The sequence below is a fragment of the Micromonospora sp. NPDC005203 genome, assembly GCF_042872705.1.
Taxonomy (GTDB): domain Bacteria; phylum Actinomycetota; class Actinomycetes; order Mycobacteriales; family Micromonosporaceae; genus Micromonospora.
In genome coordinates, this window is sequence record NZ_JBIAKV010000007.1 from 103,706 (window position 1) to 125,129 (window position 21,424).

Annotated in this window: 20 protein-coding genes; 11 read left to right on the forward strand and 9 right to left on the reverse strand. The window is 72.4% G+C overall.

Features of this window, described 5'->3' with window-relative positions; genetic code table 11:
* Positions 1–66: 66 nt before the first annotated feature.
* The 3 genes from ACFYPM_RS17710 to ACFYPM_RS17720 form a co-directional block, all read right to left on the reverse strand.
* Positions 67–1,593, reverse strand: coding sequence for a trehalose-6-phosphate synthase (locus tag ACFYPM_RS17710; RefSeq protein WP_387198041.1), 1,527 nt, complete (start codon positions 1,591–1,593; stop codon positions 67–69).
* Between the two features lie 158 nt (positions 1,594–1,751).
* On the reverse strand, positions 1,752–2,606 hold the full coding sequence (locus tag ACFYPM_RS17715) for a DUF308 domain-containing protein (RefSeq protein WP_387197626.1): 855 nt from the start codon (positions 2,604–2,606) through the stop codon (positions 1,752–1,754).
* Between the two features lie 225 nt (positions 2,607–2,831).
* Complete coding sequence (locus ACFYPM_RS17720) at positions 2,832–6,380, reverse strand: adenylate/guanylate cyclase domain-containing protein (protein ID WP_387198044.1); 3,549 nt, start codon at positions 6,378–6,380, stop codon at positions 2,832–2,834.
* A 139-nt stretch (positions 6,381–6,519) separates the two neighbouring features.
* Between ACFYPM_RS17720 and ACFYPM_RS17725 the strand changes: the two genes are divergently transcribed.
* Entirely contained in the window at positions 6,520–6,717 is a 198-nt protein-coding gene (locus tag ACFYPM_RS17725) for a hypothetical protein (RefSeq protein ID WP_357245167.1), read from the forward strand.
* A 194-nt stretch (positions 6,718–6,911) separates the two neighbouring features.
* Here the strand turns inward: ACFYPM_RS17725 and ACFYPM_RS17730 are convergent, their stop codons facing one another.
* Positions 6,912–7,604, reverse strand: coding sequence for a Crp/Fnr family transcriptional regulator (locus ACFYPM_RS17730; RefSeq protein WP_007463121.1), 693 nt, complete (start codon positions 7,602–7,604; stop codon positions 6,912–6,914).
* Between the two features lie 270 nt (positions 7,605–7,874).
* On the opposite strand from ACFYPM_RS17730, the gene ACFYPM_RS17735 reads away from it, so the two are divergent.
* From ACFYPM_RS17735 to ACFYPM_RS17755, 5 genes are all read left to right on the forward strand, one after another.
* The gene (locus ACFYPM_RS17735; protein ID WP_365067814.1) at positions 7,875–8,378 is read left to right on the forward strand and encodes a polyadenylate-specific 3'-exoribonuclease AS; all 504 of its coding nucleotides are present in this window, start codon (positions 7,875–7,877) and stop codon (positions 8,376–8,378) included.
* Positions 8,379–8,468: 90 nt separating this feature from the next.
* Positions 8,469–8,972, forward strand: a complete 504-nt coding sequence (locus ACFYPM_RS17740; RefSeq protein ID WP_387197629.1) for a pyridoxamine 5'-phosphate oxidase family protein — start codon at positions 8,469–8,471, stop codon at positions 8,970–8,972.
* A 171-nt stretch (positions 8,973–9,143) separates the two neighbouring features.
* On the forward strand, positions 9,144–10,172 hold the full coding sequence (locus tag ACFYPM_RS17745) for a 6-phosphofructokinase (protein ID WP_357074956.1): 1,029 nt from the start codon (positions 9,144–9,146) through the stop codon (positions 10,170–10,172).
* 118 nt (positions 10,173–10,290) lie between these two features.
* Positions 10,291–11,109, forward strand: a complete 819-nt coding sequence (gene proC / locus ACFYPM_RS17750; protein WP_357250930.1) for a pyrroline-5-carboxylate reductase — start codon at positions 10,291–10,293, stop codon at positions 11,107–11,109.
* Positions 11,110–11,220: 111 nt separating this feature from the next.
* Positions 11,221–11,571 (forward strand): DUF2203 domain-containing protein, encoded by a 351-nt coding sequence (locus ACFYPM_RS17755; protein WP_357250933.1) that lies wholly within the window; start codon positions 11,221–11,223, stop codon positions 11,569–11,571.
* Positions 11,572–11,842: 271 nt separating this feature from the next.
* Here the strand turns inward: ACFYPM_RS17755 and ACFYPM_RS17760 are convergent, their stop codons facing one another.
* From ACFYPM_RS17760 to ACFYPM_RS17770, 3 genes are all read right to left on the reverse strand, one after another.
* Positions 11,843–12,547, reverse strand: coding sequence for a class F sortase (locus ACFYPM_RS17760; RefSeq protein WP_387197632.1), 705 nt, complete (start codon positions 12,545–12,547; stop codon positions 11,843–11,845).
* Positions 12,517–13,386, reverse strand: a complete 870-nt coding sequence (locus ACFYPM_RS17765) for a DUF4397 domain-containing protein (protein ID WP_387197635.1) — start codon at positions 13,384–13,386, stop codon at positions 12,517–12,519. The genes ACFYPM_RS17760 and ACFYPM_RS17765 overlap by 31 nt, the downstream gene beginning before the upstream one ends.
* A gap of 147 nt (positions 13,387–13,533) precedes the next feature.
* A complete protein-coding gene (locus ACFYPM_RS17770; protein WP_387197637.1) occupies positions 13,534–14,205 on the reverse strand; it encodes a class I SAM-dependent methyltransferase in 672 nt (223 codons plus the stop codon).
* A 97-nt stretch (positions 14,206–14,302) separates the two neighbouring features.
* On the opposite strand from ACFYPM_RS17770, the gene ACFYPM_RS17775 reads away from it, so the two are divergent.
* Positions 14,303–14,671, forward strand: a complete 369-nt coding sequence (locus tag ACFYPM_RS17775) for a hypothetical protein (protein WP_387197640.1) — start codon at positions 14,303–14,305, stop codon at positions 14,669–14,671.
* A 27-nt stretch (positions 14,672–14,698) separates the two neighbouring features.
* Here ACFYPM_RS17775 and ACFYPM_RS17780 read toward each other — a convergent pair whose 3' ends face one another.
* A complete protein-coding gene (locus ACFYPM_RS17780; protein WP_387197643.1) occupies positions 14,699–15,373 on the reverse strand; it encodes an NADPH-dependent F420 reductase in 675 nt (224 codons plus the stop codon).
* A gap of 404 nt (positions 15,374–15,777) precedes the next feature.
* Positions 15,778–16,266 (reverse strand): glutathione peroxidase, encoded by a 489-nt coding sequence (locus tag ACFYPM_RS17785; protein WP_387197645.1) that lies wholly within the window; start codon positions 16,264–16,266, stop codon positions 15,778–15,780.
* Positions 16,267–16,434: 168 nt separating this feature from the next.
* Here ACFYPM_RS17785 and ACFYPM_RS17790 point away from each other — a divergent pair, with 168 nt between their 5' ends.
* From ACFYPM_RS17790 to ACFYPM_RS17805, 4 genes are all read left to right on the forward strand, one after another.
* Positions 16,435–18,081 carry a glycosyl hydrolase family 18 protein gene (locus ACFYPM_RS17790; RefSeq protein WP_387197648.1) on the forward strand — a complete coding sequence of 549 codons (1,647 nt, stop codon included), beginning with the start codon at positions 16,435–16,437 and terminating at the stop codon, positions 18,079–18,081.
* A gap of 182 nt (positions 18,082–18,263) precedes the next feature.
* Entirely contained in the window at positions 18,264–18,776 is a 513-nt protein-coding gene (locus tag ACFYPM_RS17795) for a hypothetical protein (RefSeq protein WP_387197651.1), read from the forward strand.
* 87 nt (positions 18,777–18,863) lie between these two features.
* Positions 18,864–20,270, forward strand: a complete 1,407-nt coding sequence (locus tag ACFYPM_RS17800) for a class II 3-deoxy-7-phosphoheptulonate synthase (RefSeq protein WP_387197654.1) — start codon at positions 18,864–18,866, stop codon at positions 20,268–20,270.
* Positions 20,271–20,378: 108 nt separating this feature from the next.
* A complete protein-coding gene (locus ACFYPM_RS17805; RefSeq protein WP_387197657.1) occupies positions 20,379–21,413 on the forward strand; it encodes a threonine aldolase family protein in 1,035 nt (344 codons plus the stop codon).
* Positions 21,414–21,424 lie beyond the last annotated feature (11 nt).

Genomic DNA, 21,424 nt, shown 5'->3' on the forward strand with positions numbered 1-21,424 from the left:
GCTCGCCGCCTTCGGGCGTCGCCGGTCCTGGCGGGATGGGTCGTGCTCGGCGACGACCCCGAGCGGTCAGCCGCTGGTCTGTCGGGTGGTCGAGGCGGCGGTGGGGGTGGCGGGTCGTGGCACCCGAGCACCGTCGGTGGGGGTGGCGGCGTCCGGGTTGGCGTCGCCGGGAGAGGCGTCGTTGCTGGTCAGGCGACTGACCAGGGCACCGTGCTCGTCCAGCGCGTGCAGGTAGGAGCGCGCCCAGGCCCGGATGTCGTGCTCCTCCAGGTGCGCACGCATGGCCCGCATCCGTTGCGTGGTGTCGGCCGGTGTGGCCTTCAGCGCCGCACAGAGGACCTGCTTGAGCCCCTCCAGGTCGTGCGGGTTGACCAGGTACGCCTGGGAGAGTTCGGCGGCGGTGCCGGCGAACTCGCTGAGCAGCAGGGCGCCCGTGTCGTCCACCCGGGCGGCCACGTACTCCTTGGCGACGAGGTTCATCCCGTCGCGCAGCGGGGTCACCGCCATCACGTCGGCGACCCGGTAGAGCGCGGCCAACTCGGCCCGGTCGAAGGGCTGGGTGAGGTAGTGGATCGCCGGCTCGCCGACCCGGCCGAACTCGCCGTTGATCCGGCCCACCTCGCGCTCGATTCGCTCACGCAGGATCTGGTACTGGCCGACGCGCTCGCGGCTCGGCATCGCGACCTGCACCAACACCGTGTCGCGGACCTTGACGTCGCCGCTGGCGAGCAGTTCGCTGTACGCCTTGAGGCGCTGCTCGATGCCCTTGGTGTAGTCCATCCGGTCCACGCTGAGGATGACCTGCCGGGGGTCGCCGAGGTCCTGGCGCAGGCGGCGGGCTCGGGCGGCCACGTCCGGGCGGGCGGCGAGCGCGCCCATCTCGGCGGTGTCGATGGAGACCGGGAACGCGCCGATCCGGACGACCCGGTCGTCGATGCCGATCCGCCGGTCGGTGGCCGGCAGCTCCAGCACCCTCGTCACCAGTTGGGCGAAGTTGTGCGCCGCCTGCACGCGCTGGAAGCCGACCAGGTCGGCGCCGAGCATCCCGCGGAGCAGTTCGGCCCGGCGCGGCAGCTGCATGAAAAGCTCCGGCGGTGGGAACGGCACGTGCAGGAAGAAGCCGATGCGCAGGTCCGGACGGAGCGCCCGCAGTAGACCGGGGACCAGTTGCAGGTGATAGTCCTGCACCCAGACCACGCCGCCCTGCTCGGTCACCTCGGCGGTCGCCTCGGCGAAGCGCTTGTTGACCCGCTGGTACGCCTCCCACCACCGGCGGTGATGCTGCGGCTGCTCGACGGCGTCGTGGTAGAGCGGCCAGAGGGTGGCGTTGGCAAACCCCTCGTAGTGGTCGCGCAGGTCTTCGGGGCTGAGCGCGACGGTGTGCATCCGGACGCCGTCGACGTCCGGTAGGGCGGGGGGAGGGCCGGTGCCGCCGGCCCAACCGACCCAGGTCGCCGGGGTGTGCCGTAGTAGGGGGTGCAGCGCGCTGACCAACCCACCCGGGCTGCGCCGCCACTCGCAGGCCCCGTCGGGCGCCTGACTGTCGTCGATGGGGAGGCGGTTGGCCACCACCACGAGAGAACTCTGTCGCATCTCGGGCATTCCGATCAGCAGAGGACTGACCGCCACGAGCAAGGAAAAACCGGTCAGTCAGCGGGGGAAGTGACGTACAGCGGTATTCCTACTGACAGTAAGTTACACCACTGTTACGCGCCCGGCGGGTCGGCGCCGTCCCGGGATGCGGGCCAGGATCAGACGACGGCGCCGTTGTCCGGGTCGTCGTCGTCCTCGTCGCCGGGGCGCAGCCGCCAGATCAGCGTGACGAAACCGGCAAGGATGCCGGTGAACCCGAACAGGGTGACCGCCGAGCGGTCCACCGGTATCAGCGACGGGAAGAGGAAGAGCGCGAATCCGACGACCACGCCGAGCACACCGACCACCGCGTACTTGCTGACCCGGGGCAGCGGCGGTGGCGGGGGCGGGTGGTAACCCTCGTCGTCCTCGTCGTCGGGCAGGTCGGCCCCGAAGGTGTCCAGCCCGTCCAGCAGCGACGGCTCGTCGGGCCGGGTGCCGCGACCCACCGAGATCCCGGAGATGTCGGTGGCGTAGGGAAGCCGACGGGTGTCGGTGGCGGTCGGACCCGGTTCGTCGGTCCCCGAGCGGGCCGGCGGGCCGGCGGTCGGCTCGTCGCGCGCCTCCCGCTCGTCCACGTCTTCCAAGGCCGGCCAGGGGCGGTCGCCGACGACGGCGGAGGAGGTGTGGAAGCCGGCCACGATCCGCGCCCACTCGGCATCGATGTCCGGTTCGTCGCGTGCGGGCGGCTGCTCCGGGCTGCTCTCGTCGGCGAGCTGGGTCAGATAGTCGCGGGCGGTGGTCAGGTGTGAGCGGTCGACGTAGAGCCGGTCGACCGGCCGGGCCGGAACGGTGGTGGTGCGGGTGACCGGGTTGAGGTCGGCCGAGGGCTGCAGGTAGGCGGCGATCCCGCCAGCGGCCAGCACGTCGAGCAGGTGCTCGCCGACGCGCGGATCGACGTCGCCGACGACGGCGTACTCGTTCGCGTCGAGCCCGTTGTCCCGCCGTCCCCGGCGGGCACCACCCGCTGACACCCGGACATCCCCCTTAAGCGCCTCGCGGCGCGACCCTCGACGCCCGTCCGCACGCCGTGCTCTGAATCGTGACACGTCAGGGCCTGGTTCCGGGAGTGCGTTGTGTCGCGTCTTCCAAAGTCACGACTGCCGCCGCAGGTCGCGACCGGGGTTCTATGTCCGTTCTTGCGCGACCAGCGCCATCTCGGTGATCGTTGGCACTCGGGGACCGGATGGGCCTCCCGCTCAGCAGGCCACCGCCGGACCGGTCGGGCTGATCGGCCGACCGGCCAGGGCGAGCAGGCCGGGGGCGTCGTTGCGCAGCGCGAAGGTGCGTACCTCCGCGCGGGTCGCCCGCGCGCCGGTCCGGTCACCAGCGCGGGTCAGCTCCGCCGCCGCGAGCGCGAGCGCCAACACCTGGTCGCTGACGTCCGGGATCCGCCCGTAGGTCTCGGCGGCGGCCAGGTGCAGCTCGGCGGAGCGCCGGTGGTCGCCGTCCGCGGCGGCCAGGGCCGCCGTCACGGTCCGCAACGCCGCCTCCGACCAGGGCGTGCGGTGCCCGACCCGGCCCAGCATCGTGCGGACCCGCACCGCCGCGCTCCGACCGCTCAGGGCGGCGGCGTACGCGGCTGCGGCGATCCACTCCCCGCTGGCCAGCGCCGGCACCGCCGACCAGCTCGCGTCCAGCTCCTCGATCAGCTCCGCCGCCTCGGCGTCGCGCCCCTGCAACCCCCGGCACAACGCGGCCATGCTCAACATCGTCCAGAGCAGCCGGTGGAACCCGCTGCGCCGCGCGGCGTCCAACGCGTCGGTCAGGTCGGCCGGGTCGTCGTCGTCGCGCAGCACCAGCAGACAGCAGCGCAACCCGCGTACCTGCATGTCCCAGCTCCCGGTGGGCGTGTCCACGAACGCCTCCGCCGCTGCCAGGAGCCGGCCGAAGTCGCCGTCGAACCAGGCGCGCATCGCCTCCGCCGAGTAACTGGTGGTCAGGGTCTGACCGCTGGCGGTCCGCGCCGGCGCGGCCGAGAGCAGGGCATTGGACCGCAGCCAGTCGCCCTCCTCCCGGATTGCCCAGGCGAGGTTCTGGGTGGCCCGGGGCAGCGCCAGCAGTTGACCGGCCCGGGCGAACTCGACGATCGCGTGCAGCTCGTCCAGGCCGACCCGGTCCCCGGACTGGTAACGGGCGGTGGCCGCGGTGATCCGGGCGTTGGTGCGGGTCTCGGTCAGGCCCAACTGCTCGGCGATCTCCGCCGCCGTGTCCGCCGCTGACACGGCCGGGTCCCGCTCGTAGTTGAGCATGTGCAGCCGGCCCATCTCGGCGTACGCGTCCGCCTTCTGCGGGGTGTCCGGTAGGGGCTCGAACAGCTGCACCGCGCGGTCCAGGCAGGCCAACGCGTCGCCGCGGTCGGCCCGCAGCCAGGCGGCCTGACCGAGCAGCGTCCACGCCCGCGCGGCGCAGGCGTTGTCGCCGTGCGACAGCAGCTGGTCGGCGAGTGTGTGCACCTGCTCGGGCCCGCCGCCGGAGAGGAACGCGTTGCCGTCGCGGTAGAACGAGATCTCCGTGCTCAGCAGCTCCAACTGGAGCCGGCCCACGGGGTCGCTGTCGTCGGCCAGGCCGAGTGCCCGGCCCGCGTGGCTGGCCGCCGCGTCCAACCCGTGCAGCGCGTACGCCCGCCGGGCGGCCCGGTGCAGCGCCTGCCGCGCCGGCCCGGCGTAGCGCCGCACCTGCATGCCCAGCGAGCGGGCGATCTCGTGCGCCGCCCAACGGTGGTGGGCGAGCACCTCGGCCAGGTCGGTGTCGCGGGAGTGCGACAGCGCGTCGAGCCAGTCGGCGGCACGCTCGTGCCGGGCCACCCGCTCGGTGCGCGGCAACCGCTGGTAGCAGACGTCGCGGACCAGCACGTGGCGGAACCGGAACTCCGCCTGCCCGGCCATCGTCGACGCGGCCTGCTCGTGCACGAAGTCGCGTTGTTCGAGTCGGCGCAGCGACCGCTCGACCGACTCGACCTGTTGCCCGAGCGCGGTGGCGACCGCGCCGGGCCAGAACTGCACCCCGACCACCGACGCGGCCAGCAGCACCGCGCGGTCCTTGGCGTCCAGCAGGTCCACCCGGTTGGCGATCACCGCGTGCACGCTCTCCGGCATGGCCAGCTCAAGCTGCTTGTCCAGCGACCACCCCCGCCCCGACTGGCGCAGCGCCCCCTGCTCGATCAGCATCCGGACGTACTCGTGCGCGTAGAGCGGGTTGCCGCCGGCCACCTCGATCAGCGGGGACAGCATGTCGGCGGAGAACGCCGCCTGGCCGAACAGGTGCGCGTACAGGGCGGCGATGCCGGTGTCGCGCAGTGGCGGCAGGGTGATCGTCACCGAGCCGGTGATCGTCCCGGCCCAGCTCGGGTCCCGATCGACAAGCTCCGGGCGGGCGGTGCAGAGCAGCAGCAGCGGCACGTCGCGGGCCGCCGCCCCGAGCAGCTCCACGAAACGCAGCATCGCGTCGTCGGCCCAGTGCAGGTCCTCGAAGACCAGCACGGTGGGCCGCTGGGCGGCCAGCGCCAGCAGGAAGCGACGCCACGCCGACTCCGCCTCCTCGGCCGGCAGCGGCGTGCCGGGCAGGCCGACCAGCGGGCGCAGCGCGTCCACCACCCGGTCGCGTTCGCCCGGGCCGATCAGCTCGCCCACGGCGGCGGCGAGCCGTTGCGCGGCGCTTGTCGCCGGGTCGGTGTCGAGGATGCCGGCCTCGGACTTCACGATGTCGGCGAGCGCGGCGAAGGTGACGTTCTCCCCGAACGGCGGGCAGCGCCCGGTACGCCAGGTCAGCGGCTCGTCGACCAGCCGGCCGGTGTGCCGGTAGAGCTCCCGCAGCAGCCGGCTCTTGCCGATGCCGGCCCGGCCGAAGATGGTGACCACCTGCGGTCGCCGGTCCCGCAGCGACCGGTGCAGCGCGTTGACGAGCATCCCCAGCTCGTGTTCCCGATCGACCAGCGGTGTGGTGTCCGGCTCCCGGTCGGTGGGTTGGCGACGCAGCGGGGACAGGGCGAGCCACACCTCGGTCGGCGACGACCGGCCGCGCAGGGTGACCGGCGGCTGCTCCTCGTAGCGGATCGCGTCCTTGGTGAGCGCGTGGGTGCTGCCGCAGACCAGCACCCCACCGGGTGGCGCGACCGACTGCATCCGGGAGGCCGTGTTCACCACGTCGCCGGCCACGATGGCCTGTCCGCCGTCGCGCGCGGCGGCCACGTCGACGAGCGCCTCGCCGGTGGCCACCCCGACCCGGAACCGCAACTCGGCGCTGCCGGTCGGTGCGAACCGGGTGAGCACCCGTTGCAGCTCCAGACCGGCCCGTACGCAGCGCAGCGCGTCGGTCTCGGTGGCGATCGGGGCACCGAAGAGCGCCATCACCGCGTCGCCGATGTACTTCTCCACCACCCCGCCGTACTGACCGACCACGCGGCGGGCGGCGGAGAAGAACCCGGTCTGCATGCCACGGACCTGCTCCGGGTCGGTGCGCTCGACGTACGGCGTGAAGTCGATCAGGTCCACGAAGAGCACGCTCACCCGGCGGCGGTCCTCCTGCGGGGTGACCGCGGCCGGTCGGTCCGCGCCCGGTCGGGGCGACCCGCAGGACGTGCAGAACGTGACGTCCGCGGCGAGTGGGCGCAGGCAGTGTGGACACACGGCGCCCAACTCGGCGCCGCAGCCACCGCAGAAGCGGTCCCCGTCGGCGGCCGTGCGTCCACAGCGTCCACACTGCGCGGCGATGACATCCCCCCAGGAGACGAGCGGGTCGACGCCGATGGCGTCCCCAGACCGGAATTATCGCCCCCTCCGGCCGATGTCAGGTACCGGCCTGTTGGCTTGTGGACAGTCACCGACGGTGCCGACCGACTAGATTCAGGCGGCCAGATATCGAGCAGGGACCAAGGGGGACAGGTCAATGGTGTACGTCAAGTTGGAGAGCGACTGGACCGACGGCAACGGGGTCAGCCACTCCGCGGGCGACTCGGTGGACGTCGACGCCGCCACGCTCGCCACGCTGCAGGCCGAGGGCATCGTCAGCGAGCCGGTGCACGGCCCGGGTGGCGACGGCAAGGGCCCGGACAAGTGGGCCGGGCCGGGCAGCTCCGGGGTGTGACCCCACGCCGATGACGCCGAAACGGCCGGGGGGGGGCGGGGGGGGGGGGGGCGGGCGGGGGGGGGGCGGGGCGGGGGGCCGGCCGGGGGGGGGGGGGGGGGGGCGGGGGGGGGGCCCCCCCCCCCCCGCCCCCCCCCCCCCGGGGGGGCCCCCCCCCGGGCCCCCCCCGGCCGTTTCGTGTTGCTCGTGCGGCGTCAGCGGTCGTTCATGCCGGCGCGGCGGCGCAGCGCGGCCACGTCGGTCACCACGATCCGACGCCCCTCCGTACGCAGCCAGCCGCGGCTGGCGAACGAACCGATCGCCTGGTTGACGCTCTGTCGGGAGCCACCTGCCATCTCGGCCAGTTGACTCTGGTTGAGCTCGATCGTGATCATCGGTGCCTGGCTCTCACCAGCCAACCGCACAAGCGTCTTGGCGACCCGACCTGGCAAATCGAGGAAGACGTGGTCGGCGTTCTGCTCGGTCAGCCGGCGGATCAGCCCGCCCAGCGAGCGCATCACCGCGTCCAGGATGCGCGGGTTGGAGTGCACCAGCTCCATGAACGCGCCTCGCGAGAGCGCGAGCGCCGCGCAGTCCTCGATGGCCTCGGCCGAGGCGGACCGGGTGGACGCGTCGAGCAGGGAGACCTCGCCGAGCACGTCCGGTGGACGGATCACCGACAGCACGGCCCGCTCACCCGTGGGTGCGGTGCGGAAGACGGCCACCGCGCCGCGGCGCAACACGATGAGCGACTCGCCCGGGTCGTTCTCCACGAAGAGCAACTGGCCCTTGCGGTAGGTACGGGGAACGGCGGCGGCGATGACGCGCTGCCGCACCTCGGGCTCCAAACCAGCGAACATCTCGACACCCGTGAGCGCGTCACCCGGCTCCGGCAGGCGCATCTCCACGGCCCAACCCCTCCCCGGTCACGGACCACACACTCGCTCACCGGGTGAACCTGATGGCCCTGACAAGGTGAACTGACACCGATTCGGCATCCGGTAGCGGTACACATCAGATCATGACGGTCCGGTCGCTTGCTGTACACCCCTCGAAGCACTTCCGTGACCGTCGCGAGCTGCGACGTACCGTCATGGAAGTGCCGCTCAGGCCCGTCACCAGCGGTGCGGCGGCCCCCGCCGGGCGGGGCCGGACGGCGGTGGGCGAGGATGGCCGGAATGGTCTACCGCTATTTCTACGACTGCGAGTTCATCGAGGACGGCACCACCGTCGACCTCGTCTCGATCGGTGTCGTCGACGAGTACGGCCGCGAGTTCTACGCGGTCTCCACGGAGTTCGACGACTCCCGTGCCGTGCCCTGGGTCCGGCGCAACGTACTGGACAAACTGCCGTCCCCGGCGGACCGGGCCTGGCGGTCGCGCGAGCGCATCCGGGACGACCTGTTCGACTTCCTGGTCGAGCCCATCCGGGACCGGCCGGGGGAGCAGTTGGAGCTGTGGGCCTGGTTCGCCGCGTACGACCACGTGGTGCTCGCCCAGCTCTGGGGTGCGATGCCGGCGCTGCCCCGGGAGATCCCCCGCTACACCAAGGAGCTGCGGCAGCTCTGGGACGACCGTGGCCGGCCCACGCTGCCGGACGCGGACGCGGCCCGGCACGACGCTCTGGTCGACGCTCGGCACAACCTGGCCCGCTGGCGGGCGATGACCGCTGGCGGGCGATGACGATCCGCTGAGCGGCGGTCGTACCGTCGTAGGTTTTGACCGGTTCTGTCCCGGGCATCGGTTCGACCAGCCGATCCGAGGGAGAGTGCCATGAGCAACCAGCCGACCAGCGCCGCCGAGGCTCGGTCCCGGGTCACCGAGCTGGCCCGGGCCGCGCGGATCTGCATGCTCACCACGACCGCTCTGGACGGGCGGCAGGTGAGTCGGCCGATGGGGCTCCAGGAGGCCGAGTTCGACGGCGAGCTGTGGTTCTTCGCCTCCGCCGAGTCCGCCAAGGTCCGCCAGCTCCGGGTCAACCCGGAGGTCAACGTCGCCTTCTCCGACCAGAAGCACAACGCCTGGGTGTCGATCTCCGGCACCGCCACCGAGGGGTTCGACCGGGAGCGCGCCGAGCGGCTGTGGAACCCGCTGCTCAAGGCGTGGTTTCCCGACGGGCTGGACACCCCGGGACTCACCTTGATCAAGGTGCACGCCAGTTCCGCCGAGTACTGGGACTCGGCGAACAGCGCCGTGGTCAACCTGCTCGGCTTCGCGAAGGCCGCCGTCACCGGGCGCCCGCCGAAGGCCGGGGAGAACCACGAGGTGACGTTCTGAGCAGCGCGCGTCGGCCCGCCGCCCCGGGGCGCGCTGTCGTCGCACCGGCGGGCCGACTACAGTGCGCAGTGACGGCCCGCCCCGGGCCGGCAACGGCGCCGATGGTCTGATCTGACACATACCCTGGGGCAATTCGGGCTTTACCTGATGCTCCAGGAGGATGAGCGGATCATGCGTATCGGCGTGCTCACCGGCGGCGGCGACTGCCCCGGTCTCAACGCGGTCATCCGGGCGGTGGTCCGCAAGGGCGTCGCCACCTACGGTCACGAGTTCGTGGGCTTCCGGGACGGCTGGAAGGGCCCGCTTGAGGGTCTGTCCCGGCCCCTCGGCATCGCGGACGTCCGCGGCATCCTACCCCGCGGCGGCACCATCCTCGGCTCGTCCCGGACCAACCCGTTCAAGATCGAGAACGGCGTCGAGCGGATCAAGGACAACCTCGCCACCCAGGGTGTCGACGCGCTGATCGCGATCGGCGGCGAGGACACCCTCGGCGTGGCCACCAAGCTCTACGAGCTGGGCGTGCACGTGGTCGGCGTGCCGAAGACGATCGACAACGACCTCGGCGCCACCGACTACACCTTCGGCTTCGACACCGCGGTCAACATCGCGATGGAGGCCATCGACCGGCTGCACACCACCGCGGAGAGCCACCACCGCACCCTGGTCGTCGAGGTCATGGGCCGGCACGCCGGCTGGATCGCCCTGCACGCCGGCCTGGCCGGCGGCGCCAACGTGATCCTGCTGCCCGAGCGGCAGTTCGACGTCGACCAGGTGGCCGGCTACGTCGAGAAGCGCTTCCAGCACCAGTACGCCCCGATCGTCGTGGTCGCCGAGGGCGCCCAGCCGCTGGACGGCCAGATGGTCCTCGCCAACCAGGAGCTGGACTCGTTCGGCCACGTCCGCCTCGGCGGCATCGGCCAGTGGCTCGCCGAGCAGCTGGAGGCCAAGACCGGCAAGGAGGCCCGCACCGTCGTGCTGGGTCACATCCAGCGCGGTGGCACCCCGACCGCCTTCGACCGGGTGCTCGCCACCCGCCTCGGTCTGCAGGCTATCGACGCGGTCAACGACGGCGACTGGGGCAAGATGGTCGCGATGCAGAGCACCGACATCGTCCGGGTGCCCCTCGCGGAGGCCACCCGCGAGCTGAAGACCGTGCCGCTGGAGCGGTACGTCGAGGCCGAGGTCTTCTTCGGCAGCTGATCGACGGTTGACGGCACGGCGGGCCAGCGGGTCCGCCGTGCCGCGACCAGACGTTCGACGGCGCATCGGGCTCGCGGCCCGCTGTGCCGCAGCGCGACGCGAGGGGGTACGGGCCGACATGTCCGCCGGGGTGCACACGGTCGCGGTCATTGGCGCGGGCAAAATCGGTGAGCTGATGCTCTCCGGGCTGCTGCGCTCGGGATGGCCGGTGGACCGGCTGCTGGCCACCGCCCGCCGGCCGGCCCGCGCCGAGGAGTTGACCGCCCGCTACGGCGTACGGGTCGTCGACAACCTGACCGCGGTGGACGAGGCGGCGGTCCTCGCGGTCTCCGTGAAACCGCAGGACGCCGCCGCGCTGCTCGACGAGATCGGCCCCAAGGTGCCGGCCGACAAGCTCGTCATCTCGCTCTGCGCCGGCTTGCCCACCAGCTTCTTCAACCGCCGGCTGCCCGACGGCACGCCGGTGGTCCGGGTGATGACCAACACCCCCGCGCTCGTCGACGAGGCGATGACGGCGATCTCGGCGGGCGCGCACGCCACCGGGGCGCACCTGGCGTTGGCCGAGGAGATGTTCAAGCCCCTCGGCCAGACGATCCGGGTGCCCGAGTCACAGCAGGACGCCGTCACGGCGCTCTCCGGCTCCGGCCCGGCCTACTTCTACCTGCTGGTCGAGGCCATGATCGACGCGGGAATCCTGCTCGGGCTGCCCCGGCAGGTGGCGCACGAGCTCATCGTGCAGACCGCCATCGGCTCCGCGGTGATGTTGCGGGACTCCGGGGAACACCCGGTCAAGCTGCGCGAGGCGGTCACCTCGCCGGCCGGCACCACCATCTCCGCGATCCGCGAGTTGGAGAAGCACGGCGTACGGGCGGCGCTGCTCGCCGCGCTGGAGGCCGCCCGGGATCGCGCCCGGGAGCTGGCCGCCCAGGCCGACTGACCGTTCCGGGCACCTGTCCGGTTGGTCGTCTTCGCCCGTGGAGCGCTGACCGTTGTGGGCCGGTGGCCGTCGGGGTGCGTCATGGGGCCATGTGTGCCGCATACTGGCCCGGTGTTCACACTTGCCCAGGCCCGGCACCTGGTGGCCACCCTGCAGCCGCGCGTCGACGAGTTGATCCGGGTCCGGGCCGACCTGGCTGAGCTGCAAGTCGACCTGGCCGACCACGGCGTGAGCGCGCTCGGCGGGCTGGCCGAGGTCAAGGGGCTGGAAGCTCGACTGCACGCCGTCGTCGACGAGCTGCACCAGCACGACATCCAGGTCAAGGGCATCGCCCCGGTCCTGCTCGACTTTCCCGGCGAACGCGCCGGCCGCGCCGTGCTCTGGTGCTGGCTGGAGGGCGACTCCGACGTGCGCTGGTACCACCGCGCCGAGTGCGGCTTCGCCGGCCGCCGCCCGCTCTGACCCGGCCGTCACCCTGACGCCGCCCGCCTCTGCGCTGCCCGCCGGCTGCTGCGCCGCCCGCTGCCCGCCGGCTGCTGCGCTGACGCCGCCTGCCGCTTCTCGGCGGCAAGGAGGGCCGGGTTGAGCGCTTGATCCACTCGGGGTCCTGGAAGTCGCGGCATCAGGGCGCGCCGGACACCGCGACTTCCGGGAAACCGAGTTGATCAAGCCGTGCGCGGGCGTCGGGGCGTGCGGCGGGCGTCAAGCCGTGCGCGGGCGTCGGGGCGTGCGGTCAGCCTGCGGCGGAGTCCGGCAGTACCGGGTTGGCGGCCTCGGTCACCGCGAACACCACCACGTTGTCCCGGTAGTGCCCGCTCCGCCGGTCGAAGTCACCCCCGCAGGTGACCAGACGCAGCTCCGCGCCGGGCGTCGGCCCGTAGACCGCCTCCGTCGGGAAGTGGTCCTTGCGGGTCCGCAGCGAGCCGGTCACCCGGAACGGCAGCCGCTGCCCGCCGCGCCACACCTCGACCCGGTCACCGGGGCGCAGCTCACCGAGCCGGGCGAACACCGCCGGTCCGCTGCGCGAGTCCAGGTGCCCGGCGAGCACTGCCGGCCCGGTGTCGCCCGGGGCCGGGCCGCCGCCGTACCAGCCAGCGGTGCCGAAGTCACTCGGCGGGATCAGCGCACCGGCCTGGTCCAGGCCGAGCACGGTGAGGGTGGAGTCGACACCGATGCGCGGTACGCGTACCCGCGTGGGTGGACCGTGTGGCGCGGGCGCGGCCGCCGTCGGTGGGCAGTCGTCGGTGCAGCCGGGGTGCCAGGTCGCCGCCGGGGGCGGCGGGTCGGCGTCGGCCAGCCCGACGCCGGCGCCGGCGGCCAGGCAGACCGCCGCGCCAGCCGCGACCAGCGCCGCCGGCAGTATCCGGCGGTCGCGATGCCGCCGGATCGACGGATCGGGCCGGGTGGTCACCAGGTAGTGCGCCGCCGCCGGCGCCACAACAGCAGGGTCACCGCGCCGGCCGCCGCGGCCAACCCGCCGGCTACCAGGGGGTACGCGCCGAGTCCGGAACTGGCGGTGCCGCCGGCGCCGGTGTCCACCCCGCCCGCCGGAGCGACGGTGCCGCCCTCGGCGTCGCGGCGCAGCTCGGCGGTGAGCCCGCCCTGCTTCGCGTCGAGCACCAGCAGCGAGTAGACCGCACCGCCGGTGAGCCGCACCTCGGCGTTGGTGCTCGGCCCGTCGGCACCCGCCAACCGCAGCCGCCAACTGCCCGGCTCGACCTGCTCATACTCGGTCGTGGAGGCGAACTGCACGTCGTTGGCGATCACCGGGCCGTCCGCGGCGGCGACGTCCAGCACCGGGGTACGCACGGAAGCCTGCACGACACGCACCTTGGCGCGGCCCTGCGTGGGCGCGCTGAGGTCGTCGTTGAGCACCCGCAGGCCCAGGTCCGCGTGTCGCCCGACACCGGCCACTGTGTACGCGTCGCCGCTGGTGACCGCGACTTCGGTGGTGAGCACCGCGGGTTCGCTGGCGGGAGCGCCGGCCTCCCGCATCGCCACCGCGTACCGGCCGGGCGCCAGCTCGAAATAGTCGGAGACCACGCCGTAGCCGACCCCGGGGAAGACCCTCGGTTTCGCGGCGCCCGGCGCGGCCAGGTAGACGTCGACGGCCGGGGTGTCCGGGGAGAGGTGGGCGAGCCGGACGTAGCCGACGGTGTCCGCACCGGTCGCCGCGCTGGCGGGGATCGGCGTGCCGGCTGCGGCGAGGGCGGTGCTGAGCAGGAGAGCGCCGGAGCCGGCCAGCAGCCGGCGGGGGGCGGTACGGAGCATGAGCATCTCGCCTCCGGAAGCACGTTTGGTGAGCGGGCGGCAACCCAGAGAACAGGGTCCCGTGTGCGGGACTGCAACGCAAGTTGCCGGTGCGATGTTTTCTGTCGCCGTCCCGACCCTCGCTCGCGCGGGCTCGGGCCGGGCGGCCTGTCGCTACCGCTCCCGGACGGCGAGGAGGCCGAACAGGTCGGGAACTCCGCCCGGGCCTGCCTCGGCGACCCGGACCAGCCGCAGACCGGCGGTCGCGGTCGCGTTGACCAGGTCGGCGAGAGGGAGGTGCCAGGCGCCCACCCGGACCCGCACGCCGTCGGTGTGCCAACTGTCGAAGCTGCGGGACCGGTCAGCGTACCGCTCGTCGACCACCACCCTCGGGTGCTGGCCCCAGTCGGCGAACGCACCCACGAAACACGGGTGCACACCCACGTGCACGAACCGCCCGCCGGGGCGCAGCACCCGGGCGACCTCGCGCACCAGGGCCGGGTAGTCGGGCAGGTCGGTGCTGGCCAGCACGCACATCGCGGCCGGCAGCGACGCGTCGACGACCGGCAGGGCGGTCGCGTCGCCCCGGGTCACCGGCAACCGCCCGCGCGCGTGCCGCAACTGCCCAGCGGACAGGTCCACGCCCACCGGCGTCCACCCCAGACCAGCCGGTACGGTCGCGTGCGCGCCGGTGCCGCAGCAGATGTCGAGGCAGACACCCTTGCCCGCGCCGAGCAACTCCGCCACGGTCGCGTGCACCCGGCGGAGATAGTCGCCCGCACCCGAGACGAAGCCCTCGTACCAGTCCGCGTGGGCGTCGTACGCCGGTGCGTTCGTCGTTCCCATCCCTCGAGGCTAGGGATCGGTGCCGCGCACGCGGTGCCCGTTCTGCCGAGGGCAGAGGTGCCGGCGGCTGTCACTGTCGGGGCCGCCGCTCGCCGCGATGCTGCTGATCGGCGCGTCCGGTGTCACCCGGCGGGCCGCCGGCGTGGGGCTGCTCGCCGCCATGGTCATCTCGGTGGGTGCGGTCCTCAGCCCGGTGTCGACACGGCCGGGTGTGCAGTTCCTCTTCGAGAACGCCCGCCGCCGGGGCGGACCCACCTTCGAGGCGTACGCCCTCGACGACGTGGTCAACCCGCGCTACCTCTTCGTCTGCCGTGCGCTGCTCGACGCGTACCCGGGCAGTCGCACGTTCTCGTTCCGCTCGGCGAACGTGGCGCAGGGGCGGCTCGTCGCGTACGCCTCGGACGGCCAGCCGATCGCCAGCTACGACGAGGAACTCGCCGCCGCCCTCCGGACGGTCACCCGGTAGGCGGTCAGGGGAGGGCGGCGGCTCAGCTCAGCGAGTCGCGGCGGCCAGGGCGGCGCGCAGCTTGTCGGCGTCCGCCGGTGCCGGGTGCGCCCAGTCGGTCGGGTCGACCGAGTAGAGCGTGCCGTACGCCGGGGTGTCCGGCTGGTAGCGCCACCCCTCGGCCAGTGGGCCGACGTCCACCGCGTCGTAGCCGATCCGGTCGAGGAAGGCGGTCACCTCGGCCTTCGCGGCGGCGTCGTCGCCGGCGATGGCGAGGGCGCTGCGGTCGGCCGCACCGGACGGGCGGGGGAGCGCGGCCAGGCCCTTGTAGTAGATGTTGTTGAAGAGCTTGACCACCCGCGAGTCCGGCAGGTGCCGCTGGAGCAACTCGCTGCTGGTGGTCTCACCCGAGTCCAGCTCGGGGAAGGTCCCGTCGCGCTGCGGGTAGTAGTTGTTGGTGTCGATGACGACCTTGCCGGCCAGTGGCTCGACGGGCACCGCGCGGTACGCCTTCAGCGGCACGGTGACCACCACCAGGTCGCCGACCTGCGCCGCGTCCTGTGCCGTGCCGGCGCTTGCGTGCTCGCCCAACTCCTCGACCAGGTCCTTCAGCGTCTCCGGGCCGCGTGAGTTGCTCAGCACCACGTCGTAGCCGGCGTCCACCGCCAGCCGGGCCAGGGTGCCGCCGATGTTGCCACTGCCGATCAGTCCCACAGTTGTCATGTTCGTCCCAACTCCGTCCACCCACGACGCATTCCCGACCAGTCCGGTGGGTTATTTTCGATGACCCGCTGGCGGGTGGCCGCGCGGCCTTCGCCGTCCCGGTGGGTGCCTGGTCGCGCCGCGAGCCCGCCCTGCACAACGTACTGCGCACGCTTGTCGCCGACCGGCTCCCCGGAGACATCCCACCCAACGGTGACGGCCGATCGTCCTGCATCGCGATCTTGCACTTTCTGCCCCGACATCAGGGTGCGTTACCGCTTAAATCGGCGACAGAAAGTGCAAGATCGGCGCGATTCTCCTGCTCGACGTGGCTTGCTCTACAAGCCCCGACGGCGTTGAGGTCCAGGATTTAGCGCGGTCAGGGCGGTGCCAGGCGAGCCGGGGCGAGCCCGGGCGCTTGGGCCTCAGGCGGGGAGGGCCTTGTCGATTGCCGCCTGGAGGTCGGTGTCCTCGGGGGTGACCGTGGGGGCGAAGCGAGCGGCGACCGTGCCGTCCGGGGCCACCAGGAACTTCTCGAAGTTCCACCGGACGTCCCCGGTGTGCCCGTCGGCGTCCGGGGTCTCCACCAGGGTGGCGTAGAGCGGGTGCCGGTTGGGGCCGTTGACGTCGACCTTCTCGGTCAGCGGGAAGGTCACCCCATAGTTGACCTGGCAGAAGTCGCTGATCTCGGCGGCGCTGCCCGGCTCCTGCCCGGCGAACTGGTTGCACGGGACACCGAGCACCACCAGACCGCGCTCGGCGTAGGTGTCGGCGAGCGTCTGCAGGCCGGCGTACTGCGGGGTGAGGCCGCAGCGGGAGGCCACGTTGACGACCAGCAGCGCCTTGCCGCGGTAGCGGGCCAGGTCGGCAGGGCCGCCGTCGAGGGCGTCGATCGGAATGTCGAAGACGGTCATGGCCCGAGGCTACGCGCCGACCGGGCGGTGGCCCGGAGGCGGGCGGAGCGGGCGCAATCCACACATCAAGGGAAATCGAAACATGGACATCTTGACGAAGTGATGACGCCGTGAGTACCGTCTCACCATCCCTTTTGGAAAGTTTCCTAACAGTTCGGGAGACGCCTTATGAAAAGATCGCTCCGCCGGGCCCTCTGGGCCGGTGCCGTGGTCGCCGTGACCGTCGCCGCGGTGCCGATGACCACCGCGTTCGGCGCCGGCAGTGTCACCACCACGTTCACCAGAGCACAGGACTGGGGGACCGGTCACGAGGCGAGGGTGACGGTCACCAACGGGTCGAGTGCCACCGTCACCACCTGGCGCATCGAGTTCGACCTGCCGTCGGGCACCACCATCAGCAGCGCCTGGGACGCCGACGTGACCAGCAGCGGCAACCACTACGTCGCGGTCAAGAAGAGCTGGGCCGGTGGCCTCGCCCCGGGCGCCTCGTTCAGCTGGGGTTACAACGGCACCGGCGCGTACAGGGCGCCGCTGAACTGCACCGTCAACGGCGCACCCTGCGGCGGCGGCACCCCGACCAGCCCGCCGACCACGAGCGCGCCGACCACGGCCCCGCCCACCACAGCGCCGCCCACCACCGCCCCGCCCACCACCGCCCCGCCCACCACGGCACCCCCGACCACCAACCCGCCGAACCCCGGTGGCAAGAAGGTCGTCGGCTACTTCGCCGAGTGGGGCGTCTACGGGCGCAACTACCACGTCAAGAACATCCAGACCAGCGGCTCTGCCGCCAAGCTCACCCACATCCTGTACGCCTTCGGCAACACCACCGGCGGCCGCTGCTCCATCGGGGACAGCTACGCCGACTACGACAAGGCGTACACGGCGGCGGACAGCGTGGACGGCGTTGCCGACACCTGGGACCAGCCGTTGCGCGGCAGCTTCAACCAGCTGCGCAAGCTCAAGCAACTGAACCCGCACCTCAAGGTGATCTGGTCGTTCGGTGGCTGGACCTGGTCCGGCGGCTTCACCCAGGCCGCACAGAACCCGGCCGCGTTCGCCGAGAGCTGCCACAACCTGGTCGAGGACCCGCGCTGGGCGGACGTCTTCGACGGCATCGACATCGACTGGGAGTACCCGAACGCCTGCGGTCTGACCTGTGACACCAGCGGCCCGAACGCGTTCAAGAACGTGATCGGCGCGCTGCGGTCGAAGTTCGGGTCCAGCGCCCTGGTCACCGCCGCGATTACCGCGGACGGCACCAACGGCGGCAAGATCGACGCCACCGACTACGCCGGCGCCATCGGCAACCTCAACTGGCTGATGCCGATGACGTACGACTACTTCGGCGCGTTCGCCGCCCAGGGGCCCACCGCCCCGCACTCGCCGCTCACCTCGTACACCGGCATCCCGCAGCAGGGCTTCTACTCCGACGCCGCCATCCAGAAGCTCAAGAGCAAGGGCGTACCGGCCAACAAGCTGCTGCTCGGCATCGGCTTCTACGGCCGGGGCTGGACCGGGGTCACCCAGGCCGCCCCGGGCGGCAGCGCCACCGGTGCGGCAACGGGCACCTACGAGGCGGGCAACGAGGACTACAAGGTCCTCAAGAACACCTGCCCGGCCACCGGCACGATCGCCGGCACCGCGTACGCCAAGTGCGGCAACAACTGGTGGAGCTACGACACCCCGTCGACCATCAACGGCAAGATGACGTACGCGAACAACCAGGGCCTCGGTGGCGCGTTCTTCTGGGAGCTCTCCGGTGACACGAGCAACGGCGAGCTCATCGGCGCCATCAAGGGCGGCCTCGGCTGAGCCGAAGGTCGACGCATCACCCACACGGCGGGGAGGGGCCCGCACCGCTCCTTCCCGCCCGTGAGACGACGGCCCGGTCGACGCCCAGCGTCGGCCGGGTCGCCGTTCGTTGGGTCGGGTCAGCTCGATGTGGCAGACTCGCGGCTCGGCAGGTCTCGATCTCACCGTCGACGGAGGTGGTCATGCGCCCGACCCACCGCAGGCTGGCGCCAACCGTCGCCGGGCTGGTGCTGCTGCCGATCGCCCTGGTCGGCTGCGGGATCGGCGACGACGCCAAGGAGAAGCCGCCCGCCAAACCGGCGCGTGCCCCCGCCGAGGAGGCCGCCGCCCGCTCCCGGGAGCGCGTGCAGGCGTACCTCGACGCGATGACCGCGAAGGACGTCGCCGCCGGCCGGAGCCAGCTCTGCGCCGTCCTGCACGACGGCTTCGACCTGGCCGCCACCGGTCCCAACGGCGACTTCGCCGATCACTTCCAGGTGCCCGAGGCGGCCATCACCGCCATCCGGTCCGGGCCGCTCGGGCAGGAGGTGAGCGTGTCGGTCTCGGTCACCGCCGGCAAGCGCACCGTCGCCCGGCCGCTGGTGTTCACCGTCACCCGTCAGGGCAGCGACTGGTGCATCGCCGGGGAGTCGCCCGGCGGCGGCCCGGCTGCCAACCCGACGCCGACCGGGGCCACCCCCACCCGCGCGTCCTGACCGGCGTCCGGCAGGTTGATCTCCCATCTGCCGGAACCGTCCCCCTCGCCGCCCGGTCACCCCGACCGTCGCCGTACCCTTTCTGTCATGCGCCATGAGTGGCATCAGCTGAGCCATCCCGCGGTGGGCAGCCCGGGCCTGCAGACCAGCCGACCGACAGTCGACTCCGCCGAGGACGCCGCGCTCGGCCTGGACCGATGGCGGGAGCTGCCCCGCGAGCAGGTCCCGCCGTGGTCCGACCCGGCGGCCGTGGCCGCGGTCTGCAAGGTCCTCGACACCGTGCCGTCGGTCGTCGCGCCCTACGAGGTGGACCAGCTCCGGCAGAAGCTCGCCCTGGTCTGCGAGGGCAAGGCGTTCCTGCTCCAGGGCGGTGACTGCGCCGAGACGTTCGTGGACAACACCGAGAGTCACCTGCTGGCCAACGCCCGCACCCTGCTCCAGATGGCGATCGTGCTCACCTACGGCGCGTCGCTGCCGGTGGTCAAGGTCGCCCGGGTCGCCGGTCAGTACACGAAGCCCCGCTCGCTGCCCACCGACGCGCGCGGCCTGCCCGCGTACCGCGGCGACATGATCAACTCACTGGAGGCCGACCCGGCCGCCCGGATCGCCGACCCGCAGCGCATGATCCGCGCGTACGCCAACTCGGCGGCGGCGATGAACATGCTCCGGGCGTACCTCGCCGGCGGGCTCGCCGACCTGCACGCCGTACACGACTGGAACAAGGGGTTCGTGAAGAACTCCCCGGCGGGGGAGCGTTACGAGGCGATCGCCCGGGAGATCGACCGGGCGCTGGCCTTCATCCGGGCCTGCGGCATGACCGACGACGAGGCGCTGCGCACCGTCACGCTCTACTGCTCCCACGAGGCCCTGGCCCTGGAGTACGACCGGGCGCTCACCCGGGTCTCCGACAGTCGGGCGTACGGGCTCTCCGGGCACTTCCTCTGGATCGGCGAGCGCACCCGGCAGATCAGCGGCGCGCACATCGACTTCATCTCCCGGATCGCCAACCCGATCGGCGTCAAGCTCGGCCCGACCACCTCCCCGGACGAGGCGATCGAGCTGTGCGAGAAGCTCAACCCGGACAACATCCCCGGCCGGCTCACCCTGATCAGCCGGATGGGCAACCACCGGGTGCGCGACGCCCTGCCGCCGATCGTCGCCAAGGTCACCGCCGCCGGCGCCAAGGTGGTCTGGCAGTGCGACCCGATGCACGGCAACACGCACGAGTCGTCCAACGGCTACAAGACCCGGCACTTCGACCGCATCGTCGACGAGGTGCTCGGCTACTTCGAGGTGCACCGGGGGCTGGACACCCACCCCGGTGGCCTGCACGTGGAGTTGACCGGCGAGGACGTCACCGAGTGCCTGGGTGGTGCCCAGGGCATCGAGGACCTCGACCTGCCCGACCGGTACGAGACCGCCTGCGACCCCCGCCTGAACACCCAGCAGTCGTTGGAGTTGGCGTTCCTCGTAGCGGAGATGCTCCGTGGCTGACGCGAGGAGCGAGCCTGCGAGCCCCGCAGTCGGCAGCCGGAGGGACAACAGTGGCTGACGCGAGGAGCGAGCCTGCGAGCCCCGCAGTCGGCAGCCGAAGGGAATCTCATGGCTGATCTGTTCGTGGACCTGCGTTCCGACACGGTGACCCGACCTACGGCCGGGATGCGGGAGGCGATGGCCACCGCCGAGGTCGGTGACGACGTCTATGGCGAGGATCCGACAGTCAACGCGCTGGAGGCCGAGGTCGCCGCGCTGTTCGGGCACGAGGCGGCGCTGTTCGCTCCGAGCGGGTCGATGGCCAACCAGATCGCCCTGCAACTGCTGGTGTCACCCGGCGACGAGTTGCTCTGCGACGCCGACGCGCACGTGGTGACGTACGAGATCGGCGCCGCTGCCGCGTACGGCGGTATCTCCTCGCGGACCTGGCCCGCGGTCGGCGCGGACATCGAGCCGGAGAGGGTGGCCGCGATGATCCGGCCGGACGGCTACTTCGCCGTCCCCACCCGCGCGATCGCCGTCGAGCAGACCCACAACCGTGGCGGTGGCGGGGTGATCCCGCTGGCCATCCTGCGGGACCTGCGCGGGGTCGCCGACGACGCGGGCGTCGCGTTGCACTGCGACGGCGCCCGGATCTGGCACGCGCACGTCGCCGACGGGGTGCCCCTGATCGAGTACGGCCGGCTGTTCGACACGCTGTCGGTGTGTCTCTCCAAGGGCCTCGGCGCTCCGGTCGGCTCGCTGGTGGTGGGCAGCGCGGAGAAGATCGAACGGGCCCGGATGATCCGTAAGCGGATGGGCGGCGGCATGCGTCAGGCCGGCATCCTCGCCGCCGCCGGCCGGTACGCGCTCGCACACCACGTCGACCGGCTGGCCGATGACCACGCGAGGGCGGCTCGGCTCGCCGAGGCCGTCGCGCCGTTCGGTGTGCTGGCCACCACGGTCCGCACCAACCTGGTCGCGCTGGACCTGACGAAGCACGCACTGGACGCGCGTGCCCTGGCCGCCGCCGCGCGGGCCGAGGGCGTACTCGTGTCGGTGCTCGGCCCCCGTACCGCCCGCCTGGTCACCCACCTCGGCCTCGACGACGCGGACATCGACCGCGCGGTAGCGGCCCTGCCCCGCATCCTCACGGCGTCCTAACCCCCCACCCC